Annotated in this window: 18 protein-coding genes; 8 read left to right on the forward strand and 10 right to left on the reverse strand. The window is 71.7% G+C overall.

Translation table 11 applies throughout. The features are described 5' to 3' along the window. Positions 1 to 169: 169 nt before the first annotated feature. Positions 170 to 1,405 (forward strand): serine hydrolase, encoded by a 1,236-nt coding sequence (locus CFW40_RS14765; RefSeq protein WP_088798365.1) that lies wholly within the window; start codon positions 170 to 172, stop codon positions 1,403 to 1,405. Positions 1,406 to 1,435: 30 nt separating this feature from the next. Here CFW40_RS14765 and CFW40_RS14770 read toward each other — a convergent pair whose 3' ends face one another. Then, on the reverse strand, positions 1,436 to 3,142 hold the full coding sequence (locus CFW40_RS14770; protein ID WP_088798366.1) for a glycerol-3-phosphate dehydrogenase/oxidase: 1,707 nt from the start codon (positions 3,140 to 3,142) through the stop codon (positions 1,436 to 1,438). Positions 3,143 to 3,366: 224 nt separating this feature from the next. Here CFW40_RS14770 and CFW40_RS14775 point away from each other — a divergent pair, with 224 nt between their 5' ends. After that, positions 3,367 to 4,617 (forward strand): nucleotide sugar dehydrogenase, encoded by a 1,251-nt coding sequence (locus CFW40_RS14775; RefSeq protein ID WP_088798367.1) that lies wholly within the window; start codon positions 3,367 to 3,369, stop codon positions 4,615 to 4,617. A 557-nt stretch (positions 4,618 to 5,174) separates the two neighbouring features. On the opposite strand, the gene CFW40_RS14780 is transcribed toward CFW40_RS14775, so the two are convergent. From CFW40_RS14780 to CFW40_RS14795, 4 genes are all read right to left on the reverse strand, one after another. Next, positions 5,175 to 6,290 carry a GuaB3 family IMP dehydrogenase-related protein gene (locus tag CFW40_RS14780; protein ID WP_088798368.1) on the reverse strand — a complete coding sequence of 372 codons (1,116 nt, stop codon included), beginning with the start codon at positions 6,288 to 6,290 and terminating at the stop codon, positions 5,175 to 5,177. Between the two features lie 153 nt (positions 6,291 to 6,443). Next, entirely contained in the window at positions 6,444 to 7,946 is a 1,503-nt protein-coding gene (gene guaB / locus CFW40_RS14785; protein WP_088798369.1) for an IMP dehydrogenase, read from the reverse strand. Positions 7,947 to 8,085: 139 nt separating this feature from the next. Then, positions 8,086 to 8,661, reverse strand: a complete 576-nt coding sequence (locus CFW40_RS14790; protein ID WP_043264857.1) for a sigma-70 family RNA polymerase sigma factor — start codon at positions 8,659 to 8,661, stop codon at positions 8,086 to 8,088. A 279-nt stretch (positions 8,662 to 8,940) separates the two neighbouring features. Continuing rightward, entirely contained in the window at positions 8,941 to 9,552 is a 612-nt protein-coding gene (locus CFW40_RS14795; RefSeq protein WP_003948568.1) for a response regulator transcription factor, read from the reverse strand. Positions 9,553 to 9,931: 379 nt separating this feature from the next. On the opposite strand from CFW40_RS14795, the gene CFW40_RS14800 reads away from it, so the two are divergent. Further along, positions 9,932 to 10,264 carry a WhiB family transcriptional regulator gene (locus CFW40_RS14800; protein WP_088798371.1) on the forward strand — a complete coding sequence of 111 codons (333 nt, stop codon included), beginning with the start codon at positions 9,932 to 9,934 and terminating at the stop codon, positions 10,262 to 10,264. A gap of 75 nt (positions 10,265 to 10,339) precedes the next feature. Here the strand turns inward: CFW40_RS14800 and CFW40_RS14805 are convergent, their stop codons facing one another. Then, on the reverse strand, positions 10,340 to 11,251 hold the full coding sequence (locus CFW40_RS14805; protein WP_088798372.1) for a LysR family transcriptional regulator: 912 nt from the start codon (positions 11,249 to 11,251) through the stop codon (positions 10,340 to 10,342). A 176-nt stretch (positions 11,252 to 11,427) separates the two neighbouring features. Here CFW40_RS14805 and CFW40_RS14810 point away from each other — a divergent pair, with 176 nt between their 5' ends. Beyond that, on the forward strand, positions 11,428 to 12,093 hold the full coding sequence (locus CFW40_RS14810) for an MOSC domain-containing protein (protein WP_088798373.1): 666 nt from the start codon (positions 11,428 to 11,430) through the stop codon (positions 12,091 to 12,093). Between the two features lie 229 nt (positions 12,094 to 12,322). After that, entirely contained in the window at positions 12,323 to 13,096 is a 774-nt protein-coding gene (locus CFW40_RS14815; protein ID WP_088798374.1) for an SDR family oxidoreductase, read from the forward strand. A 35-nt stretch (positions 13,097 to 13,131) separates the two neighbouring features. Here the strand turns inward: CFW40_RS14815 and CFW40_RS14820 are convergent, their stop codons facing one another. Further along, entirely contained in the window at positions 13,132 to 15,123 is a 1,992-nt protein-coding gene (locus tag CFW40_RS14820) for a DUF2264 domain-containing protein (protein ID WP_088798375.1), read from the reverse strand. Between the two features lie 268 nt (positions 15,124 to 15,391). Here CFW40_RS14820 and CFW40_RS14825 point away from each other — a divergent pair, with 268 nt between their 5' ends. After that, positions 15,392 to 16,378, forward strand: a complete 987-nt coding sequence (locus tag CFW40_RS14825) for a hydroxyacid dehydrogenase (protein WP_256331780.1) — start codon at positions 15,392 to 15,394, stop codon at positions 16,376 to 16,378. A 163-nt stretch (positions 16,379 to 16,541) separates the two neighbouring features. Here the strand turns inward: CFW40_RS14825 and groL are convergent, their stop codons facing one another. Together groL and groES are read right to left on the reverse strand one after the other, a co-directional pair. After that, complete coding sequence (gene groL, locus CFW40_RS14830) at positions 16,542 to 18,167, reverse strand: chaperonin GroEL (RefSeq protein WP_088798377.1); 1,626 nt, start codon at positions 18,165 to 18,167, stop codon at positions 16,542 to 16,544. Between the two features lie 135 nt (positions 18,168 to 18,302). Next, a complete protein-coding gene (gene groES / locus CFW40_RS14835) occupies positions 18,303 to 18,611 on the reverse strand; it encodes a co-chaperone GroES (protein WP_030089482.1) in 309 nt (102 codons plus the stop codon). Between the two features lie 577 nt (positions 18,612 to 19,188). Between groES and CFW40_RS14840 the strand changes: the two genes are divergently transcribed. Continuing rightward, the gene (locus CFW40_RS14840) at positions 19,189 to 20,541 is read left to right on the forward strand and encodes an FtsW/RodA/SpoVE family cell cycle protein (RefSeq protein ID WP_088802128.1); all 1,353 of its coding nucleotides are present in this window, start codon (positions 19,189 to 19,191) and stop codon (positions 20,539 to 20,541) included. Positions 20,542 to 21,114: 573 nt separating this feature from the next. Further along, on the forward strand, positions 21,115 to 22,326 hold the full coding sequence (locus tag CFW40_RS14845; RefSeq protein ID WP_371127124.1) for a class I SAM-dependent methyltransferase: 1,212 nt from the start codon (positions 21,115 to 21,117) through the stop codon (positions 22,324 to 22,326). Between the two features lie 30 nt (positions 22,327 to 22,356). Here CFW40_RS14845 and CFW40_RS14850 read toward each other — a convergent pair whose 3' ends face one another. After that, positions 22,357 to 22,722 carry a hypothetical protein gene (locus CFW40_RS14850; protein WP_088798379.1) on the reverse strand — a complete coding sequence of 122 codons (366 nt, stop codon included), beginning with the start codon at positions 22,720 to 22,722 and terminating at the stop codon, positions 22,357 to 22,359. Between the last annotated feature and the right edge of the window lie 61 nt (positions 22,723 to 22,783).

The following is a 22,783-nucleotide window of genomic DNA, read 5'->3' on the forward strand; positions in this document are numbered from 1 at the left end:
GCCGAGTTGGCAGCTTCGACGTCCCATCGATCACCAAACTGGCCCAACTCGGACAACCCACCCTGGCAGAGCCTTCATTCTCCCTCATCCGCGGCCATGCGGAAGGCCCGGGTCTATGCCGGACGACATGGCATACCCGTCATGATGGCCCCGACGAACGGGAGTCCCGATGCCGAAGCGCTCGCCTCGCCCGGCCGTGACCGCCGCGCTTCCCCACGCGCCGCCGGTCGCCGGCCGCCGCCGCGCGCTGCTCCGTTCGGGTGCTCTCGCCGCCCTGACCGTACTCGCCCTGACGGCCTGCACCGCAACGCCCCGCCCGGCCGCCCGCACGCGCGAGGCACCCACCCGGCCGCCCGCGACGACGCGGCACGCGCTGCACCGGCTGGTCGACGACGGGGCCCCGGGCGCGGCCTCCCTCACCACCCGCACGGGGTATCCCGACGTGCGCTACGCGGCGGCCGGCGTGGCAGATCTGCGCAGTGGCCGCACGATGCGCCCGCGGGACCACTTCCGGGCCGGCAGCCTCACCAAGACCCTGGTCGCGACGGTCGTCCTGCAACTCGTCGCCGAGGGCCGGCTGTCGCTGCACGACAGCGCCGCCGCGCACCTCCCGCCCGGCGTGCCGGCCGTGGGAGACGGCGACCGCAGCGAACTACGCAGGGTGACGATCCGCCAGCTGCTGGACCACACGAGCGGGTTGTTCAACTACACCCAAGACCCCCGGCTCTCCCGGCAGCTCTTCGGCAAGGGCTTCGGGGCGCACCGCTACGACAGCCACACCCCGGCCGAGCTGCTGCGGATCGCCCTCAGTCACCCGCCGGTGGCCCCTCCGGGCACCCACTACGCCTACTCCAACACCAACTACCTCGTGCTCGGCCTGGTCATCGAGGCGGTCACCGAACGCCCGTACGCCACGGAGATCCGCCGCCGCATCCTCGGCCCCGCCCGGCTCACCCACACCTCCTTCCCCGGCACCGACCCGGTTCTGCCCGAGCCGCACGGCCGCGCCTACTCCCAGGCCGGCGGCCGGCGGGTGGACGCCACCTCCCTGGACCCCAGCCGGGCGGGCGCGGCCGGCGAGATGGTCACCACCCTGGGCGATCTCAACCGCTTCTTCGCCGCACTGCTCGGCGGCAGGCTCCTGCCGTCGCGCCAGATGGCCCAGATACACAACGAGAAGGCCACCGGCGGCGCCTACGGCCTCGGCCTGTACGCGACCAGGCTGCCCTGCGGCGTCACGGTCTGGGGCCACAACGGCGACATCAACGGCTCCTACGTCCGGACCGCCGGCACCGCCGACGGCCGCCACATCGTCAGCTACCGCCTCAACACCGACACCCTGGCCCACCCGGCACACGGCACCGCGGTACTGACCGCGGAGTTCTGCGCGTCCCGGCGCCCCTAGGGGGGTTACCTGCCCCTAGGGCCCGCAGGCCTACAGCGGCACGATGTCCGGAGCCCCCAGCCGCGCCGCATCCGCCGTCAGATCGTCCGGCTGCCGCTGGGATTCGCGCTCCGCCTCGACCCGCTTCCGGTAGTGCGTGATCTCCTTCTCGATCTGGTCGTCGTCCCAGCCCAGCGCGGGTGCGATCAGCTCGGCCACCTCGCGGGCGCTGCGGGTGCCCCGGTCGAAGGTCTCGATGGAGATGCGGGTGCGCCGGGTCAGCACGTCGTCGAGATGGCGGGCGCCCTCGTGCGTGCAGGCGTAGACCGCCTCGGCCCGCAGGTAGTCGTCCGCGGCCGCCAGCGGTTCGCCCAGCGAAGGATCGGCGACCACCAGCTCCAGCAGCTCCTCGGTCAGCGAGCCGTACCGGTTCAACAGATGCTCGATGCGCGCCACATGGAGTCCGGCGCGCGCGGCGATCCGGGCCCGCGCGTTCCACAGCGCCCGGTAGCCCTCGGCACCGACCAGCGGAATGTCCTCGGTGACGCTCTCCGCGACCCGCTGGTCGAGGCCGTGCACCGCCTCGTCCACCGCGTCCTTCGCCATCACCCGGTACGTCGTGTACTTGCCGCCCGCGACCACCACCAGCCCCGGCAGCGGATGGGCGACGGTGTGCTCCCGCGACAGCTTGCTGGTGGCATCCGACTCCCCGGCCAGCAGCGGACGCAGCCCCGCGTACACCCCCTCCACGTCGTCCCTGGTCAGCGGGGTCGCCAGCACCGCATTCACATGCTCCAGCAGATAGTCGATATCCGCGCTGGAGGCTGCCGGATGCGCCTTGTCCAGATCCCAGTCCGTGTCCGTCGTCCCCACGATCCAGTGCCGTCCCCACGGGATGACGAACAGGACGCTCTTCTCCGTCCGCAGGATCAGCCCGGTCGTCGAATGGATCCGGTCCTTGGGGACGACCAGGTGGATCCCCTTCGACGCCCGGACATGGAACTGCCCGCGCTCACCGATCAGCGACTGGGTGTCGTCCGTCCACACCCCGGTGGCATTGACGACCTGCTGGGCCCGGATCTCGTACTCGCCGCCGCCCTCGACGTCCTGTACCCGCGCGCCGACCACCCGCTCGCCCTCACGCAGAAAACCCACCACCCGCGCCCGGTTGGCGACCTGCGCGTCGTAGGCGGCCGCGGTCCGCACCATCGTCGCCACATAGCGCGCGTCGTCCATTTGCGCGTCGTAGTACTGCAGCGCGCCGACCAGCGCGTCCTTCCTCAGGCAGGGCGCCACCTGCAGGGCCCGCTTGTGGGACAGATGCCGGTGGTGGGGCAGTCCGCGGCCGTGGCCCGACGAGATGGACATCGTGTCGTACAGCGCCACGCCGCTGCCCGCGTACCAGCGCTCCCAGCCCTTGTGCTGCAGCGGATACAGAAACGGCACCGGCTTGACCAGATGCGGCGCCAGCCGCTCCAGCAGCAGCCCCCGTTCCTTCAGCGCCTCCCGCACCAGCGCGAAGTCCAGCATTTCCAGATACCGCAGACCACCGTGGATGAGCTTGCTCGACCGGCTGGAGGTGCCCGAGGCCCAGTCGCGCGCCTCGACGAGTCCGGTGGACAGGCCGCGGGTCGCGGCGTCCAGAGCCGTCCCCGCGCCGACGACTCCGCCGCCGACCACGAGAACGTCCAGCTCCCGCTCCGCCATTCGGGCGAGCGCCTCGGCCCGCTGCGCCGGTCCCAGTATCGCTGTCTTCACCGCTGCCTCCCGCTGTGATCGGGGCCACACCCCCCGTCCGTCGATTCTGTCCGCGCCGCGTTCCGGTATCCACCCTCCGCTCATGGCGACAACACCCCGCCGCCTTGATCCATCAATCCCTATTCTGGGTCAAATATCCGCTTAGTCTACTTATGCGCGATCGCCAGCCGCTCACGTCATGCGCCCACGTTCATTCGCAGTCGCTCGGGAAGGACGGCCGCAGCATGCCCGCAGACCTCGCCGTCATCGGACTCGGTCACCTCGGCCTCCCCCTCGCCCAGGCCGCCACCACCGCCGGCATCGGCACCATCGGATACGACCCCGACCCGCACACCGCCGGCCTCTCCGGCGCCGACGGGCCGCTCTCCGCCACCGAACTCCGCCGCCTGCTCTCCGCCGGCTTCCGCACCACCACTGATCCCACCACCCTGGGCCGGGTCCGTACCGCGGTCCTCTGCGCGCCCACACCCCCCGGCGAGGACCGCGCACCGGACCTCACCGCCCTCGCCGACGCCGCCCGCACGCTGGCCGCACAGCTGCGCCCGCACACCACGGTGATCCTCGAATCCACCGCCTACCCGGGCACCACCGAGGAATTCCTGCGCCCCCTCCTGGAGGAGGGCTCCGGCCTCACCGCCGGCCGCGACTTCCACCTCGCCTGCTCCCCCGGCCGCCACGACCCCGGCAACCGCACCCACCGGTACGCCAACACGCCCAAGGTCATCGGCGGCCTCACCCCCGCCTGCACGGAGGCCGCCGCCGCCTTCTACGGCCGCCTCACCGACAAGGTCGTCCGCGCCCGCGGCCCCCGCGAGGCCGAAACCGCCAAGCTCCTGGAAACCAACTACCGCCACATCAACATCGCCCTGATGAACGAGATGGCGGTCTTCTGCCACGACATCGGCGTCGACCTGTGGGACGTCATCCGCTGCGCGGAGACCAAGCCATTCGGCTTCCAGTCCTTCCGCCCCGGCCCCGGAGTGGGCGGCCACGCCGCCCCCATCGACCCCAACTGCCTCTCCCACAAGGGCCGTTCCCCGGGCCACCACCCGCTGCGCATGGTCGAACTCGCCCAGGAGGTGAACGGCCGGATGCCGCGCTACGTCATCCAGCGCTGCGCCACCCTCCTCAACGAACACGGAAAATCCGCCCGCGGCGCCCGCGTCCTGCTGCTCGGCGTCACCTACAAGCCGGACATCGCCGACCAGACCGGCGCACCGGCCCTCGAAATCGCCTCCCGCCTCACGGAACTCGGCGCGCACCTGACGTACCACGATCCGTACGTCCCCCAGTGGTCCGTACTGGGCCGGCCCGTGCCCAGGGCCGACTCCCTGTACGAAGCCGCGGCCGCGGCGGACCTGACGGTGCTGGTGCAGGCGCACCGGACGTACGACCTTCAGGGGCTGGCGGTGAAGGCACAGCTGCTGCTGGACACTCGCGGGGCGACTCCGACGGGGGCCGCGCATCGTCTGTAGCGCCACGTTGCCTCTCGCCTCCGGCGGGGGTGGCGGTTTGGGCGCGGGCCGCGTCTCGCCTCCGGCGGGGGGGTTGGGCGGGGGCCGCGTCTCGCCTCCGGCGGGGGGGTGGGGTTTGGGCGGGGGCCGCTTGCTGTTCGTGGTGGGTGCCGGTGGCGGACCTCCGGGGCCTGTGTGGTGGACTGCTTCGCTTTACGTCCACCACACAGGCCCCTCCGGCCCACCACCTCCCGCCCGTGAGGCGCCCCCCGCCCGGTGGGGTGAAGGTCAGAAAAACCAGAAGCTCGGCCGCGCCGTGGCATGGCCGAGCTTCCGGTCTTTGGTTTTCTCCTGCTCCCCCACCCGGGGCGGGGCACCAACTCACGGGAGGGGGCGGGGCCGGAGGGGTGGGTGTTCGGACGTAAAGCGAAGCAGTCCGAACACCCACCCCTCCGGCCCCGCCACCGCCACCCACCACCCAGCCGGGGCCCCACCCCACACAACCAACCCCGCTCCCGCCGAAGGCGGGAAAAGAACAACAGAAAGAAAAACGGCGGGTCACCCGGCAACGTGGGAAGTCATCGCCGTGGCGCGACCGTCACCTCGACCCGCTGGAATTCCTTGAGCTCCGAGTACCCCGTCGTCGCCATCGCCCGGCGCAGCGCGCCGAAGAAGTTCATGGAGCCGTCGGGAACCGTCGACGGCCCCAACAGCACCTCCTCGGTGGTGCCGACCGCCCCGAGGTCCATCCGCTTGCCGCGCGGCACGTCCTCGTGGACCGCTTCCATGCCCCAGTGGTGGCCGCGGCCGGGCGCGTCCGTGGCGCGGGCGAGCGGGGAGCCCATCATCACGGCGTCGGCGCCGCAGGCGATCGCCTTGGGGAGATCGCCGGACCAGCCCACCCCGCCGTCGGCGATGACGTGGACGTAGCGGCCGCCGGACTCGTCCATGTAGTCGCGGCGGGCGGCGGCGACATCGGCGACCGCGGTGGCCATCGGGACCTGGATGCCGAGGACGTTGCGCGTGGTGTGCGCGGCGCCGCCGCCGAAGCCGACCAGCACACCGGCCGCGCCGGTCCGCATCAGGTGCAGCGCCGCGGTGTACGTGGCGCAGCCGCCGACGATGACCGGGACGTCCAGCTCGTAGATGAACTGCTTGAGGTTCAGCGGCTCGGCCGCGGAGGAGACGTGCTCGGCGGAGACGGTGGTCCCGCGGATCACGAAGATGTCGACGCCGGCGTCCACGACGGCCTTGGAGAACTGCGCCGTACGCTGCGGCGACAGCGCGGCGGCGGTCACCACACCGGCGTCGCGCACCTCCTTGATGCGCTGCCCGATCAGCTCTTCCTTGATCGGCGCGGCGTAGATCTCCTGGAGCCGCTTGGTGGCCGTGGGGCCGTCCAGCTCGGCGATCTCGGCGAGCAGCGGCTCCGGGTCCTCGTACCGGGTCCAGAGGCCTTCGAGGTTGAGGACGCCCAGGCCGCCCAGCTCACCGATGCGGATCGCGGTCTGCGGGGAGACCACCGAGTCCATGGGAGCGGCCAGGAACGGCAGCTCGAAACGGTAGGCGTCGATCTGCCAGGCGATCGAGACCTCCTTCGGGTCGCGGGTGCGGCGACTGGGTACGACGGCGATGTCGTCGAATGCGTATGCCCGGCGGCCGCGCTTGCCGCGCCCGATCTCGATCTCAGTCACGTGTGTGGCCTTTCCCTCTACGTCTGCGGCTCCAGTATCCCCGACACACCGAAGCCCGCGGCCGGGGAGCGGCCGCGGGCTTCACGGTAGGGCCGTGCTAGCGACGTGTGTAGTGACGCGCCTCAGCGGTCGTCCGGCCCCGCTGTCCGGGGCTCAGCGACGGGTGTAGTTCGGCGCCTCGGTGGTCATCTGGATGTCGTGCGGGTGGCTCTCCTTGAGGCCCGCGGAGGTGATGCGGACGAAGTGGCCCTTCTCCTTGAGCTCGGGGATGTCGGCGGAGCCGACGTACCCCATGGAGGCGCGCAGGCCGCCGACGAGCTGGTGGGCGACCGAGGAGAGCGGGCCGCGGTAGGGCACCTGGCCCTCGATGCCCTCGGGGACCAGCTTGTCCTCGGAGAGGACGTTGTCCTGGAAGTAGCGGTCCTTGGAGAAGGAGCGGCCCTGACCGCGGGACTGCATCGCGCCGAGCGAGCCCATGCCGCGGTACGACTTGAACTGCTTGCCGTTGATGAAGACCATCTCGCCGGGCGACTCCTCGCAGCCGGCCAGCAGCGAGCCCAGCATGACGGTGTCCGCGCCGGCCGCGATGGCCTTGGCGATGTCGCCGGAGAACTGCAGGCCGCCGTCACCGATCAGCGGCACGCCCGCGGCGTTCGCGGCCTTCGCCGCTTCGTAGATCGCGGTGACCTGCGGCACGCCGACGCCGGCGACGACGCGGGTGGTGCAGATGGAGCCGGGGCCGACGCCGACCTTGATGCCGTCCGCGCCCGCGTCGATCAGCGCCTGGGCGCCGTCACGGGTGGCGACGTTGCCGCCGACGACATCGACGTTGATGTTGGACTTGACCTTGGCGATCATGTCGAGGATGCCGCGGCTGTGGCCGTGCGCACTGTCGATGACGAGGAAGTCGGCACCGGCCTCGACCAGCGCCTGCGCCCGGTCGTACGCCGCGTCGCCGACGCCCACCGCGGCTCCGACGACCAGCCGGCCCTCGGCGTCCTTGGCGGCGTTCGGGTACTTCTCGGCCTTGACGAAGTCCTTGACCGTGATCAGGCCCTTGAGCACACCGGCCTCGTCGACCAGCGGCAGCTTCTCGATCTTGTGGCGGCGCAGCAGCTCGATGGCGTCCTCGCCGGAGATGCCGACCTTGCCGGTGACCAGCGGCATCGGCGTCATGACCTCGCGGACCTGACGGCTGCGGTCCATCTCGAAGGCCATGTCGCGGTTGGTCACGATGCCCAGCAGCTTGCCCGCGGCATCGGTGACCGGCACCCCGCTGATGCGGAACTTGGCACACAGCGCATCGGCGTCGGCGAGCGAGGCGTCCGGGCGGACCGTGATCGGGTCGGTGACCATGCCCGACTCGGAGCGCTTGACCAGGTCGACCTGGTTGGCCTGGTCCTCGATGGACAGGTTGCGGTGCAGGACGCCCGCGCCGCCCTGCCGGGCCATGGCGATGGCCATCCGGGCCTCGGTGACCTTGTCCATCGCCGCGGACAGCAGCGGGATGTTCACCGCGACGTTGCGCGAGACCCGGGAAGCGGTGCTCACCGCGTTGGGCAGCACCTCCGACGCGCCGGGCAGCAGCAGCACGTCGTCGTATGTCAGCCCGAGCATGGCGAATTTGGCGGGCATACCGTCGACGTTGTCACTCATGACACCTTCCCCAATGCTCTTGCCTCAGCGCGGACTCCCATGCTAACGGCCTAAGGAAGTGTCCCAATCCACGAGCGATGAGGGCCTTGTCACTTGTGTATTTCTACGGCGATATTCCGCCGTGGCCAGCGGGGATCTGCTACTGCTCGGCGAGCGCCCGCAGCCTGCTCAGCGCACGGTGCTGGGCGACCCGCACCGCACCGGGCGACATCCCCAGCATCTGCCCGGTCTCCTCGGCCGTCAGCCCGACGGCTACCCGCAGCAGGACCAGCTCCCGCTGGTTCTCCGGAAGGTTCGCCAGCAGCTTCTTGGCCCACTCGGCGTCGCTGCTCAGCAGCGCCCGCTCCTCGGGGCCGAGGGAGTCGTCCGGCTGCTCGGGCATCTCGTCGGACGGCACGGCCGTGCTGCCCGGATGCCGCATCGCGGCGCGTTGCAGATCGGCGACCTTGTGGCCGGCGATGGCGAACACGAACGCCTCGAAGGGCTTGCCGGTGTCGCGGTAGCGCGGCAGCGCGCAGAGCACCGCGACACAGACTTCCTGCGCCAGGTCCTCGACGAAGTGCCGTGCGTCACCCGGCAGCCGCGACAGCCGGGTGCGGCAGTAGCGCAGGGCGAGGGGGTGCACATGAGCCAGCAGATCGTGGGTGGCCCGCTGGTCCCCCTCGACGGCACGTGCGACGAGAGCGCCGATTTCCTGCTTCCCGTCATCACGCATCGGACCATGGTGCCTTGGCGCCGCACGATCCGCGGCATCAGGTCCGAACTTGTGCGCTGAAGCGTTATGCGCGGCAGGTGCGCCGGCTGTCATCTCCTGCGCCCTCCCCTCGTGCCCGACCGACCCGTCCCCGAGGAACCTCATACCTCAAGGATGCGGCACCGCGCGGGGAATCGGACCGCCACAGGACGCGGCGGCCTGCGGGGCATCCCGCGGCCCCGCCCGCCGCAGGGCGGGCGGGGATCTTCACTCCCCCGCATCGCTGCACGTCACAATGCCTTAGCGGACCAGTCCCCAGCGGAAGCCCAGCGCCACCGCATGCGCCCGGTCGGAGGCGCCGAGTTTCTTGAAAAGGCGCCGCGCGTGGGTCTTGACGGTGTCCTCCGAGAGGAACAGCTCACGGCCGATCTCGGCGTTCGAGCGGCCGTGGCTCATGCCCTCCAGCACCTGGATCTCGCGCGCGGTCAGCGTCGGCGCGGCGCCCATCTCGGCGGACCGCAGCCGGCGCGGGGCGAGCCGCCACGTCGGGTCGGCGAGCGCCTGGGTCACCGTCGCCCGCAGCTCGGCGCGCGAGGCGTCCTTGTGCAGATAGCCGCGGGCACCGGCGGCGACCGCGAGCGCGACACCGTCCAGGTCCTCGGCCACCGTGAGCATGATGATCCGGGCGCCGGGGTCGGCGGACAGCAGCCGGCGCACGGTCTCGACACCGCCGAGACCGGGCATCCGTACGTCCATCAAAATCAGATCCGAGCGATCGGCACCCCAGCGGCGGAGGACTTCCTCGCCGTTGGCCGCGGTCGTCACACGCTCGACGCCGGGCACGGTTGCCACCGCCCGACGGAGCGCCTCTCGGGCAAGCGGGGAGTCGTCGCAGACGAGGACGGATGTCATGACCGCCCTCCGCAGCTGATGCGCGTCACCTTGAGCCTCCAGGCTGGTACGTATCGTCACCTGTGCGATTGGCGGCCTCGGACATCTGCCCGACGCCTACCTCTGCCAATCGCCTCCGCACTCTCAACGACGGTCACCCGAAAGAGTTACGGCTTCGGCGACCGAGTTCAGCACGCTCCGTGAGGAGCCGGATACGCAGACGACTCATCGGGCGACCGGCATCCGCCCGTGCACCTTATGCCCTATTTGGCTCTCTTTCTTCCATTTTCATGGTGACTATGACTAGATTCGCAATGAGTCATATTTACATCTACTTCGACAGTAGATGTACCGTCGTGAGCACCGAGGCCGAATCAGCACCGCTTCGAGGGGACAAGCAATGGCAGATTTCTCCCGCCTCCCGGGCCCGAACGCAGACCTCTGGGACTGGCAGCTGCTCGCCGCCTGCCGCGGCGTGGACAGCTCTCTCTTCTTCCATCCCGAGGGTGAACGCGGAGCGGCCCGCAGCGCGCGTGAGACATCGGCGAAGGAGGTCTGCATGCGCTGCCCGGTACGGGCCGAGTGCGCGGCGCATGCGCTGGCCGTCCGTGAGCCCTACGGGGTGTGGGGCGGCCTGACGGAGGACGAACGTGAGGAACTGATGGGCCGGGCCCGCCACCGGCTGGTCCCCGCGTCCTCCATGACCGGCCCCGCAGGCGTCTCCGGCGCCTGACCTTCAGGAACACACCGTCCCTGAAGAAACGTTTCTGCATGCCCGGCGACGGCCGGGCGGGCGCGCTCGGTTCCCTCAGCGCCCCGCGGCATCCGCCAGCCGGTCGAGGGTCGCCCCGACGGCGGGCACCTTCGCCAGATCCGGCAGCGTGAGCGCGACGATCTCGCGGTGCACGGCGGGCTCCATCCGTATCGCCGTGGCCCCCTTGGGGCGCACCGACTCCAGGGTGAGCTCCGGGAGCGCGGCGACTCCCAGGCCCGCGCCGACCAGGCCGATCACCGCCGGGTAGTCGTCCGTCGCGAAATCGATGCGCGGGGTGAAGCCCGCGCTCTCACAGACCTCCACGAGGTGCCTGCGGCAGCGGGGACAGCCCGCGATCCAGGCCTCGTCGGCCAGTTCGGCGAACCGCGCGGTGCCCGCCTTCGCCAGCCGGTGGCCGTCCGGCACCAGGCCGATCAGCCGGTCCGCCAGGATCGGCCGGACCACCAGGTCGTCCCACTCCGCCCCGGCCGCCGGGTCCGCGCCGCGCACCTCCGGATAGCGGAAGGCCAGCGCGATCTCGCAGTCGCCGTTGCGCAGCATCTCGATGGAGCGCGGCGGCTCGGCTTCGACCAGCGAGACCCGGGTACCGGGGTGGGCGGCGCGCATCTTCGCGAGGGCGGTCGGCACCAGCGTCGAGCTGCCTGAGGGGAAGGACACCAGCCGCACCCGGCCGGCGCGCAGGCCCGCGATGGCCGCGATCTCCTCCTCGGCGGCGGTGAGCCCGGCCAGGATGCCCACGGCGTGGCGCACCAGCGCCTCACCCGCCTGGGTCAGCCGCATCTCGCGGCCCGCACGGACCAGCAGCGGGGTGCCCGCGGACTGCTCCAGGGCCTTCATCTGCTGGCTGACGGCCGGCTGGGTGCAGCCCAGCTCGCGCGCGGCGGCGGAGAAGGAGCCGGTCGTGGCGACGGCACGCAGCACACGGAGATGACGGGCCTCGATCATGTTTCGAGCATAAGCGAGTCTTGGATTGACCGGGGAAAAAAGAGTTCATGCTTTTGGACGGGAGGCCTGCGTCGCCCCGGATCGAGGGCATGCGTGAAGACATGCGTGAAGAGGGGACGCCCCCGACGGCCCTCTCCCCTTCCCCGCACCACGCCGATCGAGGAACGGAGCACCGCATGAAGCTGCTGACCGTCAATGTGGGACGGCCCGCCCCGTCCGAGCACACCGACGCCGAGGGCGGCACGGGTATCGACAAGAGGCCCGTGGACGGCCCGGTGCGGGTGACCGCCCCTGGTCCCCGGGGCACCGGGGGCAGCGGGCTGGCCGGTGACGCGGTGGTCGACCTGCGCTTCCACGGCGGCGACGACCAGGCCGTCTACGCCTATGCGCGCGAGGACCTGGACGAGTGGGAGCGGGAGCTGGGCCGCGAGCTGGCCAATGGCTACTTCGGGGAGAACCTGACCACGTCGGGCGTCGATGTCACCGGCGCCCTCATCGGCGAACGCTGGCGGGTCGGGCCGCGGCTGCTGCTGGAGGTCAGCGCACCGCGGATCCCCTGCCGTACGTTCCACGGGTGGATGGCCGAGCACGGCTGGATCAAACGGTTCACGCAGGCCGCGGTGCCCGGCGCGTTCCTCCGGGTGATCGAGGAGGGCGAGATCCGCGCGGGGGACGCGGTGGAGGTGGTGCACCGCCCGGATCACGAGGTGACGATCGGGCTGGCGTTCCAGGCGCTGACCCTCCGGAGGGAGCTGCTGCCGCGGCTGCTCGAGGCGGGTGGGGCGCTCGAGGAGGACGCCCGGGAGAAGGCGCTGAAGTACGTCGCGCGGCAGGGCGGTTGACCGCGGGAGCGGCGCGGGGGGCCGTGGGGCGGCGGACGGGGGCCGTGGGGGCGGCGGACGGGGCCCGGGATCAGGGCGCCGGGAGCCGGACGGCGGCAGGCCGTTCGGGCCGGGAGCGGCGGGCCCTTTGGCCCGGTTGCCGGAGGGCGGGTTGCTCGTCCGCGCGGGCGAGCCGCGTCGCCGGGGGGAGGGGCCAGGGCGGCACGCCCCGGGCGGATAGCGTGCCCGTATGACGACTGCATTGATCACGGGAGCGACGGCGGGCATCGGGGCGGCGTTCGCCCGGCGGCTCGCGAGTGACGGCCACAGCGTGGTGCTGGTCGCGCGCGACGAGAAGCGACTGCGCGAGCAGGCCACCGAGTTGCACGACCGGCACGGCATCGAGGCCGAGGTGCTGAGCGCCGATCTGGCCACCGAGGAGGGCATCGCCGCCGTCGAGGCGCGGCTCTCGGACACCAAACACCCGGTGGACCTGCTGGTGAACAACGCCGGGTTCGGCAACAAGGGCGAATACCTCGAGGTCTCGATGGCCGACGAGCTGACGATGCTGAAGGTGCACTGCGAGGCGGTGCTGCGGCTGACCACGGCCGCGGTGCGCGGGATGCGGGACCGCCGGCGGGGCGCGGTGGTCAATGTGGCGTCGGTGGCGGCGTTCGTGCCGCGCGGCACCTACGGCGCGAGCAAGGCGTGGGTCGTGCAGTTCACCCAGGGCGCCGCGCGGGATCTGGCGGGCAGCGGCGTCCGGCTGATGGCGCTGTGCCCGGGATTCGTACGGACCGAGTTCCACCAGCGGGCCGGGATGGGCACCGACAACATCCCCGGGTGGATGTGGCTGGACGCGGACAAGCTGGTCGATGCCGCGATGAAGGACCTGACGCGGGGCAAGTCCCTTTCCATTCCGGACCCGCGGTACAAGGCGCTCATGGGCGCGGTGAAGCTGGCGCCCCGTGGCGTGCTGGGCGGCCTGACGTCCCGTACCGGCCGGAAGTACGGGCCCCGCTGACGCGGTGTGACCTCCTGCGGGCCGGGGCCGGCCGCTCAGCTCCCGGGCGCCGGCCCCGCCCGCCCGTCGTCTCCCGTGGGCGGGAGGGGCAGGGCCAGGTGGGCGCGGGTGCCGTCGTGCCAGGTGACCTGGATGCCGTGGCCCGTGAGGTGAGTGGTCGCCAGCGTGTGTACGGGGGCGGGATCCGGGTCCCCCGTCAGGGATGCCAGGGCTGCGAAGAGGGTGCCCCCGGGGCCTGAGGTGGTGCTGCCCTCCAGGACGGCGGTGCGGGTGCCGGGGCCGATGAGGGTGCTCCCTGTCGGGGTGCGGCGGGGCGGGGTGTCGTAGCCGTGGACGGGGTGGAGTTGCGCGGTGGGGCCGTCGGGCGTGGTGGCCCAGCCCGTCTGGCGTACGCGGGTGCCGGGGGCGGCGCCGGTGACCAGGTGGACGCGGAGTTCGGCGCGGCCGTGGACCAGGGTGGCGGACAGGATCCGGATGTCCGGGAGGTCGCTGCCGTCGGCGTGGCGGGGGGTGTGGGTGGAGGAGGCCCGGTCGGGGCCGGTGGTGTGCGGGGTGGCGGGGCCGCGGGTGGTGAGGCGGCCGTCGAGGAGCAGGCCGAAGTGGTTGTCGGGCAGGGGTTGTCCGACGGGCAGGGGATGTTCCACGAGCTGGCGCCGGCCGTCGGGAAGGGGCCGGTCCGCAGGCGGGAGCCGACCGTCGGCGGTCGGGCCGGTGCGGGTGGAGTAGGCGAAGCGGGCGTAGTAGGGGTCGGGGGTGGCGAGGGTGGAGTTGCTGCCGTGGTTGTGGAGGCGGACCAGGCCGTCGGAGGCGGTGGACTGCAGGAGCAGGCCGGTGGGGCCGAGGGGCCGGGCGGTGTCCGCGGTTTCGGCGGGGAGAGGGGCCTCGGGGTCGGTCCAGGCGGGGTGGCCGGCGGGGAGCAGGAGGCCGAGGAAACCCTTGGCCGCCCAGTAGGGGGAGGCCGGGCCCGAGTAGTGCTGGAGCATCGGCACGTAGGGGCCGTACCAGCCGAGCGGTAGCAGGCCGTCCGGGGTGACGGCTCCCCCGTCGAGGAAGTGGCGCAGGGCCCCGGAGGCGAGGCGGCGGGTGGCGCCGGGGGTGAGCGGGGTGTGGCCGGTGAGGGCGCCCAGCCACGGGGCGGCGGTGGCGGCGAAGCGGTAGGTGAGGGAGCGGCCGAACGGCAGGGGTGCGCCGTTGGCGTCGAAGAGGCGCGTGTAGTCGTCCAGTTGGGCGTGTAAGCGGGCTCCGTACGTGGCCAGGAGCGTCCGGTCGGCGCTGAGATGGGCGTGCAGGACCGGGTAGAAGTGCATCGCCCAGGCGTTGTAGTGGTCGAATGCGCGGTTGTCGCCGTCCGCGTACCAGCCGTCGCCGCGGTACCAGTCCTCGATACGGGTCAGCGCGCGGTCGATGGCGGCCTGCGCGCGCACGGTCTCGATGCCTGCCGCCCGCAGGAAACCGCCGACGGTGAGGCCGAAGAGCCACCAGTTGTTGTCCACGGGTGACGGGCCGAGGGCGGGCAGCAGCCAGTCGGCGACGCGGGCGCGGACGCTGTCGTCGAGGGTGTCCCACAGCCAGGGACGGGTCAGGCGCAGGCCGAGGGCGAGCGAGGCGGCTTCGACACGGGCCTGCCGGACGGTGCCGATACGGGGCCAGGAGTCGGGGTCCGCGCACGTCAACTCCCGTGCGCCGGTGGGGCGTCGGGTGCCGGCGGCCAGGCCCTCGGCGTAGCGGGAGAGGTGGGCGTGCGGGTCATGGCCGTTGCCGCCGGCGACGCGGAGGGCGGCGAGCAGGAACGTGCGGGCGAAGCCTTCGAGGCCGTCCGAGCGGGGTCCCGAGGAGCTGGGGCGGGGTCCCGGCAGGGTGATCAGGCCGTGGCGCGGGGAGGCGTACGGGGCGGTGGCGTGCAGCAGCCCGTCGGCCACCGCCTCCCAGTGGGCGCGGGTCCAGCCGGTGTACGCGCTGCGGCGGCGGTCCTCGGGCGGGAGCGGGAAGGGGTGGGGGTGGTGGCGCTGGTGGGGGTGCTCGGGCATGGCGTCCCCTGGGGCGGCGGATCACGGCCGGCCGGGACGGCGGATGACGGCCGGCCGCCGGGAATCCTTCAGGTGCGGCTGACCACTCGTCAAGGGCACACCGACGTCCAGGAGACGACGCCGCACGGCAGACGGACACCGCACATCCAGGTAACAGGGACACGAAGGAGGAGAACGCATGACCCCACCGGCACATCACCACGGCGGTCAGGCCGAAAAGACGAGGCGCACACCCGGCGCAGCACACCGTCCCGCGGTGCTCCTGTCGATGGGCCCCGGCATCGCGGAACGGCTCCTCGACGCCCGCCACCACACCCGTCTCGCGGCCCTCGCCCGTACCGACCCCCGCCTCGTCGCCCACGAGCTGGCCGACCCCACCCCCGCGGTCGCCGCCGCCCTCGCCGACGCCGAGGTGCTGCTCACCTGCTGGGGCGCCCCGCGGCTCACCGGCCGGGTGCTGGACGCGGCCCCGCGGCTGCGCGCCGTCGTGCACGCCGCCGGCTCGGTCAAACACCACCTCACCGACGCCTGCTGGGAGCGCGGTATCGCCGTCGCCTCGGCCGCCGCCGCCAACGCCCTCCCGGTCGCCGAATACACCCTCGCCGCGATCCTCTTCGCGGGCAAAGGCGTGCTGCACGCCGCCCACCGCTACCGCGGCCTGCGCACCGCCCACGACTGGCACCGGGAACTCGGCGCCGCCGGCAACTACCGCCGCACCGTCGGCGTCATCGGCGCCTCCCGTATCGGCCGCCGCGTCATCGAGCTGCTGCGCCCGTTCGATCTGCAGGTCCTGTTGTACGACCCCTACGTGACCGACGCCGACGCCACCCGGCTCGGCGCACGGCCGGTCCCCCTCGACGCCCTCTGCACCGGCAGCGACCTCGTCACCGTGCACGCCCCCCAGCTGCCCGCCACCCGCCATCTGCTCGGCGCCCGCGAACTGGCGCTGCTGCCCGACGGCGCGACGTTGATCAATACGGCCCGCGGCTCGCTGGTCGACGGGGCGGCCCTGCTCCCCGAGCTGGTCTCCGGCCGTCTGCACGCCGTCCTCGACGTCACCGAGCCCGAACTCCCGCCCGTCGGCTCTCCGTTGTACGAGCTGCCGAACGTCCTGCTCACCCCGCACGTGGCGGGGTCACTGGGCACCGAACTCCACCGCCTGGCCGATCACGCCCTGGACGAGCTCGAACACTATGCCCAGGGGCGGCCGTTCACCGATCCCGTACGGCCGGAGCAGCTACCCCACTCGGCCTGACCGCCCCCGGACCGAAGCGGCCCGACGGCCAAAAGGAGGGCGGCCCGGCCCGGAGGGCTGCCCGCGCCCGGAAGCCCTCCCCGTGCAAACGGAAGACCCGGCCCCCGCACACGGCAGGGACCGGGTCTCGTACTTCAGGCAGCGAACTGCCCGGCGCTGTGCGTCAGTGCGCGTGCCCGTGGCCGTGACCGGCCTCGGCCGCGTCGTCCTCCGCGGGCTTCTCGACGACCAGGGTCTCGGTCGTCAGCAGCAGCGAGGCGATCGACGCGGCGTTCTCCAGGGCGGAGCGGGTGACCTTCACCGGGTCGATGACGCCGGCCTTGACCAGGTCGCCGTACTCGCCGGTGGCGGCGTTGAAGCCGTTGCCCTTGTCCTGCTCGGCGACCTTCGCGGTGATGACGTAGCCCTCGAGGCCGGCGTTCTCCGCGATCCAGCGCAGCGGCTCGACGGCGGCGCGGCGGACGACGGCGACACCGGTGGCCTCGTCACCCTCCTTGCCGAGGGAGCCCTCCAGCACCTTGGCGGCGTGCACCAGAGCGGAGCCACCACCGGAGACGATGCCCTCCTCGACCGCGGCGCGGGTCGCGGAGATGGCGTCCTCCAGACGGTGCTTCTTCTCCTTGAGCTCGACCTCGGTGGCCGCGCCCACGCGGATGACGCACACGCCACCGGCGAGCTTGGCCAGGCGCTCCTGGAGCTTCTCGCGGTCCCAGTCGGAGTCGGTGGACTCGATCTCGGCCTTGATCTGCGCGACGCGACCGGTGACGTCCTCGGACTTGCCGCCACCGTCGACGATGGTGGTGTCGTCCTTGGTGACGGTCACCCGGCGGGCGGTGCCGAGCACGTCCAGACCGGCCTGGTCGAGCTTGAGGCCGACCTCCTCGGCGATGACGGTCGCACCGGTGAGGGTGGCGATGTCGCCGAGCATGGCCTTGCGGCGGTCACCGAAGCCGGGGGCCTTGACGGCCACGGCGTTGAAGGTGCCACGGATCTTGTTGACCACCAGGGTCGACAGGGCCTCGCCCTCGACGTCCTCGGCGATGATCAGCAGCGGCTTGGAGGCACCGGCCTGGATGACCTTCTCCAGCAGCGGCAGCAGGTCCTGGATCGAGGAGATCTTGCCCTGGTGGATCAGGATGTACGGGTCCTCGAGGACGGCCTCCATCCGCTCCTGGTCGGTGACCATGTACGGCGACAGGTAGCCCTTGTCGAAGGCCATGCCCTCGGTGAAGTCCAGCTCCAGACCGAAGGTGTTGGACTCCTCGACGGTGATGACACCGTCCTTGCCGACCTTGTCCATCGCCTCGGCGATGAGCTCGCCGACCTGCTTGTCCTGCGCGGACAGACCGGCCACGGCGGCGATGTCGGTCTTGTCGTCGATCGGGCGGGCGGTCGCCAGGAGCTCGTCGGAGACGGCCTTGACGGCGGCGTCGATGCCCTTCTTCAGGGCGGCCGGGGAGGCGCCGGCGGCGACGTTGCGCAGACCCTCGCGGACCAGCGCCTGGGCCAGCACGGTGGCGGTGGTGGTGCCGTCACCCGCGATGTCGTTGGTCTTGGTCGCCACCTCCTTGACGAGCTGGGCGCCCAGGTTCTCGTACGGGTCGTCGACCTCGACCTCACGGGCGATGGTGACACCGTCGTTGGTGATGGTCGGCGCGCCGAACTTCTTGTCGATGACGACGTTGCGGCCCTTGGGGCCGATCGTCACCTTGACCGTGTCGGCAAGCTTGTTGACGCCGCGCTCAAGGGCGCGACGGGCGTCCTCGTCGAACTTCAGGATCTTCGCCATGGGTTGCTTCAAGTCCTCTCAATGCGATCCTCGGCCACGACGTGGGGACCGCTGTCGCTCAAACGAACTGCGCCCCTGCCCCGGGTTGTTTAGACGCGGGAACCAGGGGCGCAGATCACGGCAAAACTGGGTGACTTACTTCTCGACGATCGCGAGCACGTCGCGAGCCGAGAGAACGAGGTAGTCCTCGTTGTTGTACTTCACCTCGGTGCCGCCGTACTTGCTGTAGAGCACGACGTCGCCGACGTTGACGTCGAGCTCGACGCGCTTGCCGTCCTCGACACGGCCCGGGCCCACGGCCAGGACGACGCCCTCCTGGGGCTTCTCCTTGGCGGTGTCCGGAATGACCAGGCCCGAAGCCGTGGTCTGCTCGGCGTCGAGCGGCTGGACCACAATGCGGTCCTCAAGCGGCTTGATGGCAACCTTGGAGCTGGTGGTCGTCACGATCCGACCTCCCCCTTCGGAGATCTCACGGGGTTAACTGTCTGAGGTGGCGACCAGGTCGATCCGTCGTCGCGGGTGCCGGACCTGCCCGTCGCTGTGTGTCTGGCACTCCCCACTGGAGAGTGCCAACGCCGAGACTATGACGCGGTTAGCACTCGGTCAAGCGGAGTGCCAGCGCGGCGGGGTGCGCTTGCCTCCGCTCCGGTTGACCGGCGGCCCCGAGCCGTGGCCGACGGCGGGCCGCGCCCCGGCCGGCCAGGCCTTCCGCGGCGGATCGGGGCGGGACCAGGAGGGGACGTGGGACGGATCAGTACGGGACGGGGACTGACGCAGAACGGGTCCGGGACGGGGCAGAAGCCGGATGACGGCCACGTTCCCATCAAATCGGACACACCTTCCCCTTCCCTCGCAACCACGCCACCGGCTGCCTCGTCTACCTCCCCGACTGCCTGCCGACGAACCGGGCACATCCCGGCCGGCCCGCGGCCTCGACGATCAGTGGCGGAGGAAACCCGTGCGTGGACAGACCAGCGTTCCCCGGGCGGCCCGGCAGCGGGAGAGCGACGCCGAACGCACCATGACGTTCGCCGCACTGGCCCAGGCACCGGACCGCCGGCGGGCCGAGGCATGGCTGCTCGCCCTCGCGGTGCTGATCGCGGACTTCGGGTATGCCTGCACCGGCCTGTCGATGACCGGCCGGCTGCCCGGCGGGCTGGCCGGCTTCGCCGTCAGCATGTTCTTCGTGGCGCTGGTCCCGCACCTGGTCCTGCGCCGCTACGCGCCCCGCGCCGATCCGCTGATCCTGCCGCTGGCGACGCTGCTGACCGGACTCGGCCTGGTGCTGCTGCACCGCCTGGACGTCACCTACGCGCAGACGCCCCGGCTCAAGATCGCCGAGGCGGCGAGCGGGCAACTGGTGTGGACAGTGATCGGGGTGGCGGTCTGCATCGTCATCCTGCTGGTGCTGCGCGATCACCGCGTTCTGCAGCGCTACATCTATCTGACGATGGTGGTCGCGCTGGTGCTGCTGATGGCCCCGGCCTTCTTCGGCGCCGACATGTACGGCGCCAAGCGCTGGATCCTGCTCGGGCCGCTGTCGCTGCAGCCCGGCGAGTTCGTGAAGATCATGATCTCGGTGTTCTTCGCGGGCTACCTCACCGTCAACCGCGATGCGCTGGCACTGGCCGGACGCCGCGTCCTGGGCGCCCAACTGCCCCCGGGGCGGCAGCTCGCACCGATCTTCACCATCTGGGTGATCAGCCTGCTGGTGCTGGTCTTCGAACGGGACCTGGGCACCTCGCTGATCTTCTTCGGCGTCTTCGTGATCATGCTGTACATGGCCACGAACCGCACCAGCTGGGTGGTCTGCGGCCTCCTGATGGCCGTCGTCGGCGCGGCCGTCGTCGGCTCCCTGGAGCCCCACGTCCACGGCCGGGTCACCGCCTGGCTCGACCCGATGCGGGCCTTCACCAAGGAAGGCATCGCGGAGGGCATGTCCAACCAGCTCGGCCAGGCCCTGTTCAGCTTCGGCAGCGGCGGCATCTCCGGCAGCGGACTCGGCCAGGGCCACCCCGAGCTGATCGGCTTCGCCGGCAACAGCGACTTCATCCTCACCACCGTCGGCGAGGAAATGGGGCTGGCCGGGGTGATGGTCGTGATCATGCTGTACGTCCTGCTGGCCCAGCGCGGCCTGCGCGTCGGGCTGACCGCCCGCGACCCCTTCGGCAAGCTGCTCGCGGTCGGCCTCTCCGGCGCCCTGCTCCTCCAGGTCTTCGTCGTCGCCGGCGGCGTCACCGGCCTGATCCCCCTGACCGGCAAGGCCCTCCCCTTCCTCGCCAAGGGAGGCTCGTCCCTCGTCGCGAACTGGGTGATGGTGGCCTTGCTGCTGCGGATCAGCGACCATGCGCAGCGCCGGCGTGAGCCGGCGTAGTTTTCCCGCGTTTTCTTCTTTCCCGCCGTGGGTGCTGCTCGCCGTTGCGCTGCGCTTTGCCTAGGCCCGTTTTTGGCTTTCCCGCCGTTCCGCCTGCGGCGGGCGATGTCCGCTGCGCGGGGCTGTGGGTGCGGTGACGGTCCTCCGGGGCCTGGTGTGGACTGCTTCGCTTTACGTCCACACCAGGCCCCTCCGGCCCGTCCCCTCCCGTGGGGAGTTAAGTGAACGTGAGTGGGGGCCACGGTCGTAGCCGATTTCCCCGTGCCGACAAGGCGCACCGGACCACCCAGGCCCACCCCACCGGCCTTCTTCCCACCCCCAACGGGAGGGGACGGGCCGGAGCGGGTGGGGTGCCGGGCTTTGCTTCCGAAGGCTCCAAGAAAGAGCAAAGGCGGAGCGTAAAGCGAAGCAGTCCGGCACCCCACCCGCGCAGGCCCGTCACCGCACCCACAGCCCCGCGCAGCGGACCCGCCCGCCGCCAGGCGCAACGGCGGGCGCACCGCGCAGCGGGCGAAAAACGGCGAGCAACCCCCACGGCGGGGAAGCCGAAATCGTGGGGAGACAATTGGCATCGTGAACGACGCCGACACCTTCGCCGACCTGCTGACCCCGGAAGGCCAAGCCTTGCTGGCCGAGCTACGGGACCACACCCCGTCGGACGAGCTGGCGGCAGCCACCCGGCTGCGGCGCACGTACCCCGCGCCGCTGGTCTCCGCCGCGCTGGGCCAAGCCCAGCTACGGCAGCGCGCGGCGGCGAAGTTCGGGGCGGACGCGCAGTTGATGTACTTCACGCCGAACGGCGTCGAGCAGTCCACCCGCACCAGCGTCGCCGCCCACCGCGCGGCCCGGTTCGCCGCGCTCGGCGTCCGTACGCTGGCCGATCTGTGCTGCGGCATCGGCGGTGACGCGCTGGCGCTGGCGCGGGCCGGGATCCGGGTGCTGGCCGTCGACCGCGACCCGCTGGCCTGTGCGGCGGCCCGGGCCAATGCCGAGGCGCTGGGGCTGGCGGAGCTGATCGAGGTGCGCTGCGCGGACGTGACGGAGGTGGACACCGCCGGATATGACGCGGTGTTCGTCGATCCGGCGCGGCGCAGCAAGGCCCGCGGGGGCCGCATCTTCGATCCGGAGGCGTACTCACCGCCGCTGTCGTGGGCCGTCGAGGCGGCCCGTAAGGCCCCGGTCGCGGCGTTGAAGATCGCGCCGGGGGTGCCGCACGACGCCCTGCCCGAGGACGCCGAGACGGAGTGGATCTCGGACGGGGGCGACGTCAAGGAGGCCGTGGTGTGGTTCGGCGCGGCGGAGGGCGGGGCGGGGAGCATCACACCCGGCGGCCGCCGCGCCACGCTGCTCCCGGGCGGGGACTCGCTGCTCGGCGCAGGGCTGCCGGATCCCGAGCCGGGGCCGGTCGGGGACTGGTTGTACGAGCCGGACGGGGCGGTGATCCGCGCCCATCTGGTCGCGGATGTCGCCCGGCGGATCGGCGGGCGGCTGATCGATCCGACGATCGCGTACCTGACCGCGGACCGGCTGGTCGAGACGCCGTATGCGACGGCCTACGCGATCACCGATGTGCTGCCGTTCCATGTGAAGAGGCTCAAGGCGCTGCTGCGGGAGCGCGAGGTCGGCATCGCGGTGATCAAGAAGCGCGGCTCGGCGGTGGAGCCGGAGGAGCTGCGCAGGAAGCTGAAGCTCGGCGGGGGCCGCAACTCCTGCACGATCTTCCTGACCCGGGTCGCCGGCGCCCCCATGATGCTGCTGGGGCGCCCGGCGGCGGAGGCCTGCTGACCGGCGCTCACGCCGGGCCGGTGCCGGCGTTCATGCCAGGTCGGTGAGGTCCTCGGCGTAGATCTGGGAGAGCGGCTGCGGGCCGATGTACTGCTGGCAGGTGCACTGGCCCGCCTCGTACTGCACCGGCTTGTGGTCGGCGTCCCAGGCGACCGCCACCTCCACCAGCTCATGACACTTGCCCTTTTTGTCATGCTTGGCGAGGTGGTGGGTGCAGCCACACACCGGCTGTGGCGGCTGCTGCGCGGCGGCCAGCTCCTGCCGTTCCTGACGGGCGGTCTCCAGCCGCTCCATCTTGCGTTCGTGCCGCGTGCGCAGCGCCGTGCGGGCGGTGTCGGCGACCTTCGCGAAGCCGCCCGCCATGAAGAAGATGAAGACCCACCAGAACCAGTCCACAGCCTGCCGCCTCCCCACGTGCGCGCCCGGTGCTGCCTGCCAGGGTAAGACCTCTGGCCCC

Source organism: Streptomyces sp. 2114.4 (genome assembly GCF_900187385.1).
In the GTDB taxonomy this organism is placed as follows: Bacteria; Actinomycetota; Actinomycetes; order Streptomycetales; family Streptomycetaceae; genus Streptomyces; species Streptomyces mooreae.

Bases quoted from the DNA above. Each gene is read 5' to 3' on its own strand.
- CFW40_RS14805 (WP_088798372.1), bottom strand. From the start codon at position 11,251: ATGATCGAGGCCCGTCATCTCCGTGTGCTGCGTGCCGTCGCCACGACC.
- CFW40_RS14840 (WP_088802128.1), top strand. From the start codon at position 19,189: ATGACGTTCGCCGCACTGGCCCAGGCACCGGACCGCCGGCGGGCCGAG.
- groL (WP_088798377.1), bottom strand. From the start codon at position 18,167: ATGGCGAAGATCCTGAAGTTCGACGAGGACGCCCGTCGCGCCCTTGAG.
- CFW40_RS14810 (WP_088798373.1), top strand. From the start codon at position 11,428: ATGAAGCTGCTGACCGTCAATGTGGGACGGCCCGCCCCGTCCGAGCAC.
- CFW40_RS14795 (WP_003948568.1), bottom strand. From the start codon at position 9,552: ATGACATCCGTCCTCGTCTGCGACGACTCCCCGCTTGCCCGAGAGGCG.
- guaB (WP_088798369.1), bottom strand. From the start codon at position 7,946: ATGAGTGACAACGTCGACGGTATGCCCGCCAAATTCGCCATGCTCGGG.
- CFW40_RS14820 (WP_088798375.1), bottom strand. From the start codon at position 15,123: ATGCCCGAGCACCCCCACCAGCGCCACCACCCCCACCCCTTCCCGCTC.
- CFW40_RS14825 (WP_256331780.1), top strand. From the start codon at position 15,392: ATGGGCCCCGGCATCGCGGAACGGCTCCTCGACGCCCGCCACCACACC.
- CFW40_RS14815 (WP_088798374.1), top strand. From the start codon at position 12,323: ATGACGACTGCATTGATCACGGGAGCGACGGCGGGCATCGGGGCGGCG.
- CFW40_RS14790 (WP_043264857.1), bottom strand. From the start codon at position 8,661: ATGCGTGATGACGGGAAGCAGGAAATCGGCGCTCTCGTCGCACGTGCC.
- CFW40_RS14765 (WP_088798365.1), top strand. From the start codon at position 170: ATGCCGAAGCGCTCGCCTCGCCCGGCCGTGACCGCCGCGCTTCCCCAC.
- CFW40_RS14775 (WP_088798367.1), top strand. From the start codon at position 3,367: ATGCCCGCAGACCTCGCCGTCATCGGACTCGGTCACCTCGGCCTCCCC.
- CFW40_RS14800 (WP_088798371.1), top strand. From the start codon at position 9,932: ATGGCAGATTTCTCCCGCCTCCCGGGCCCGAACGCAGACCTCTGGGAC.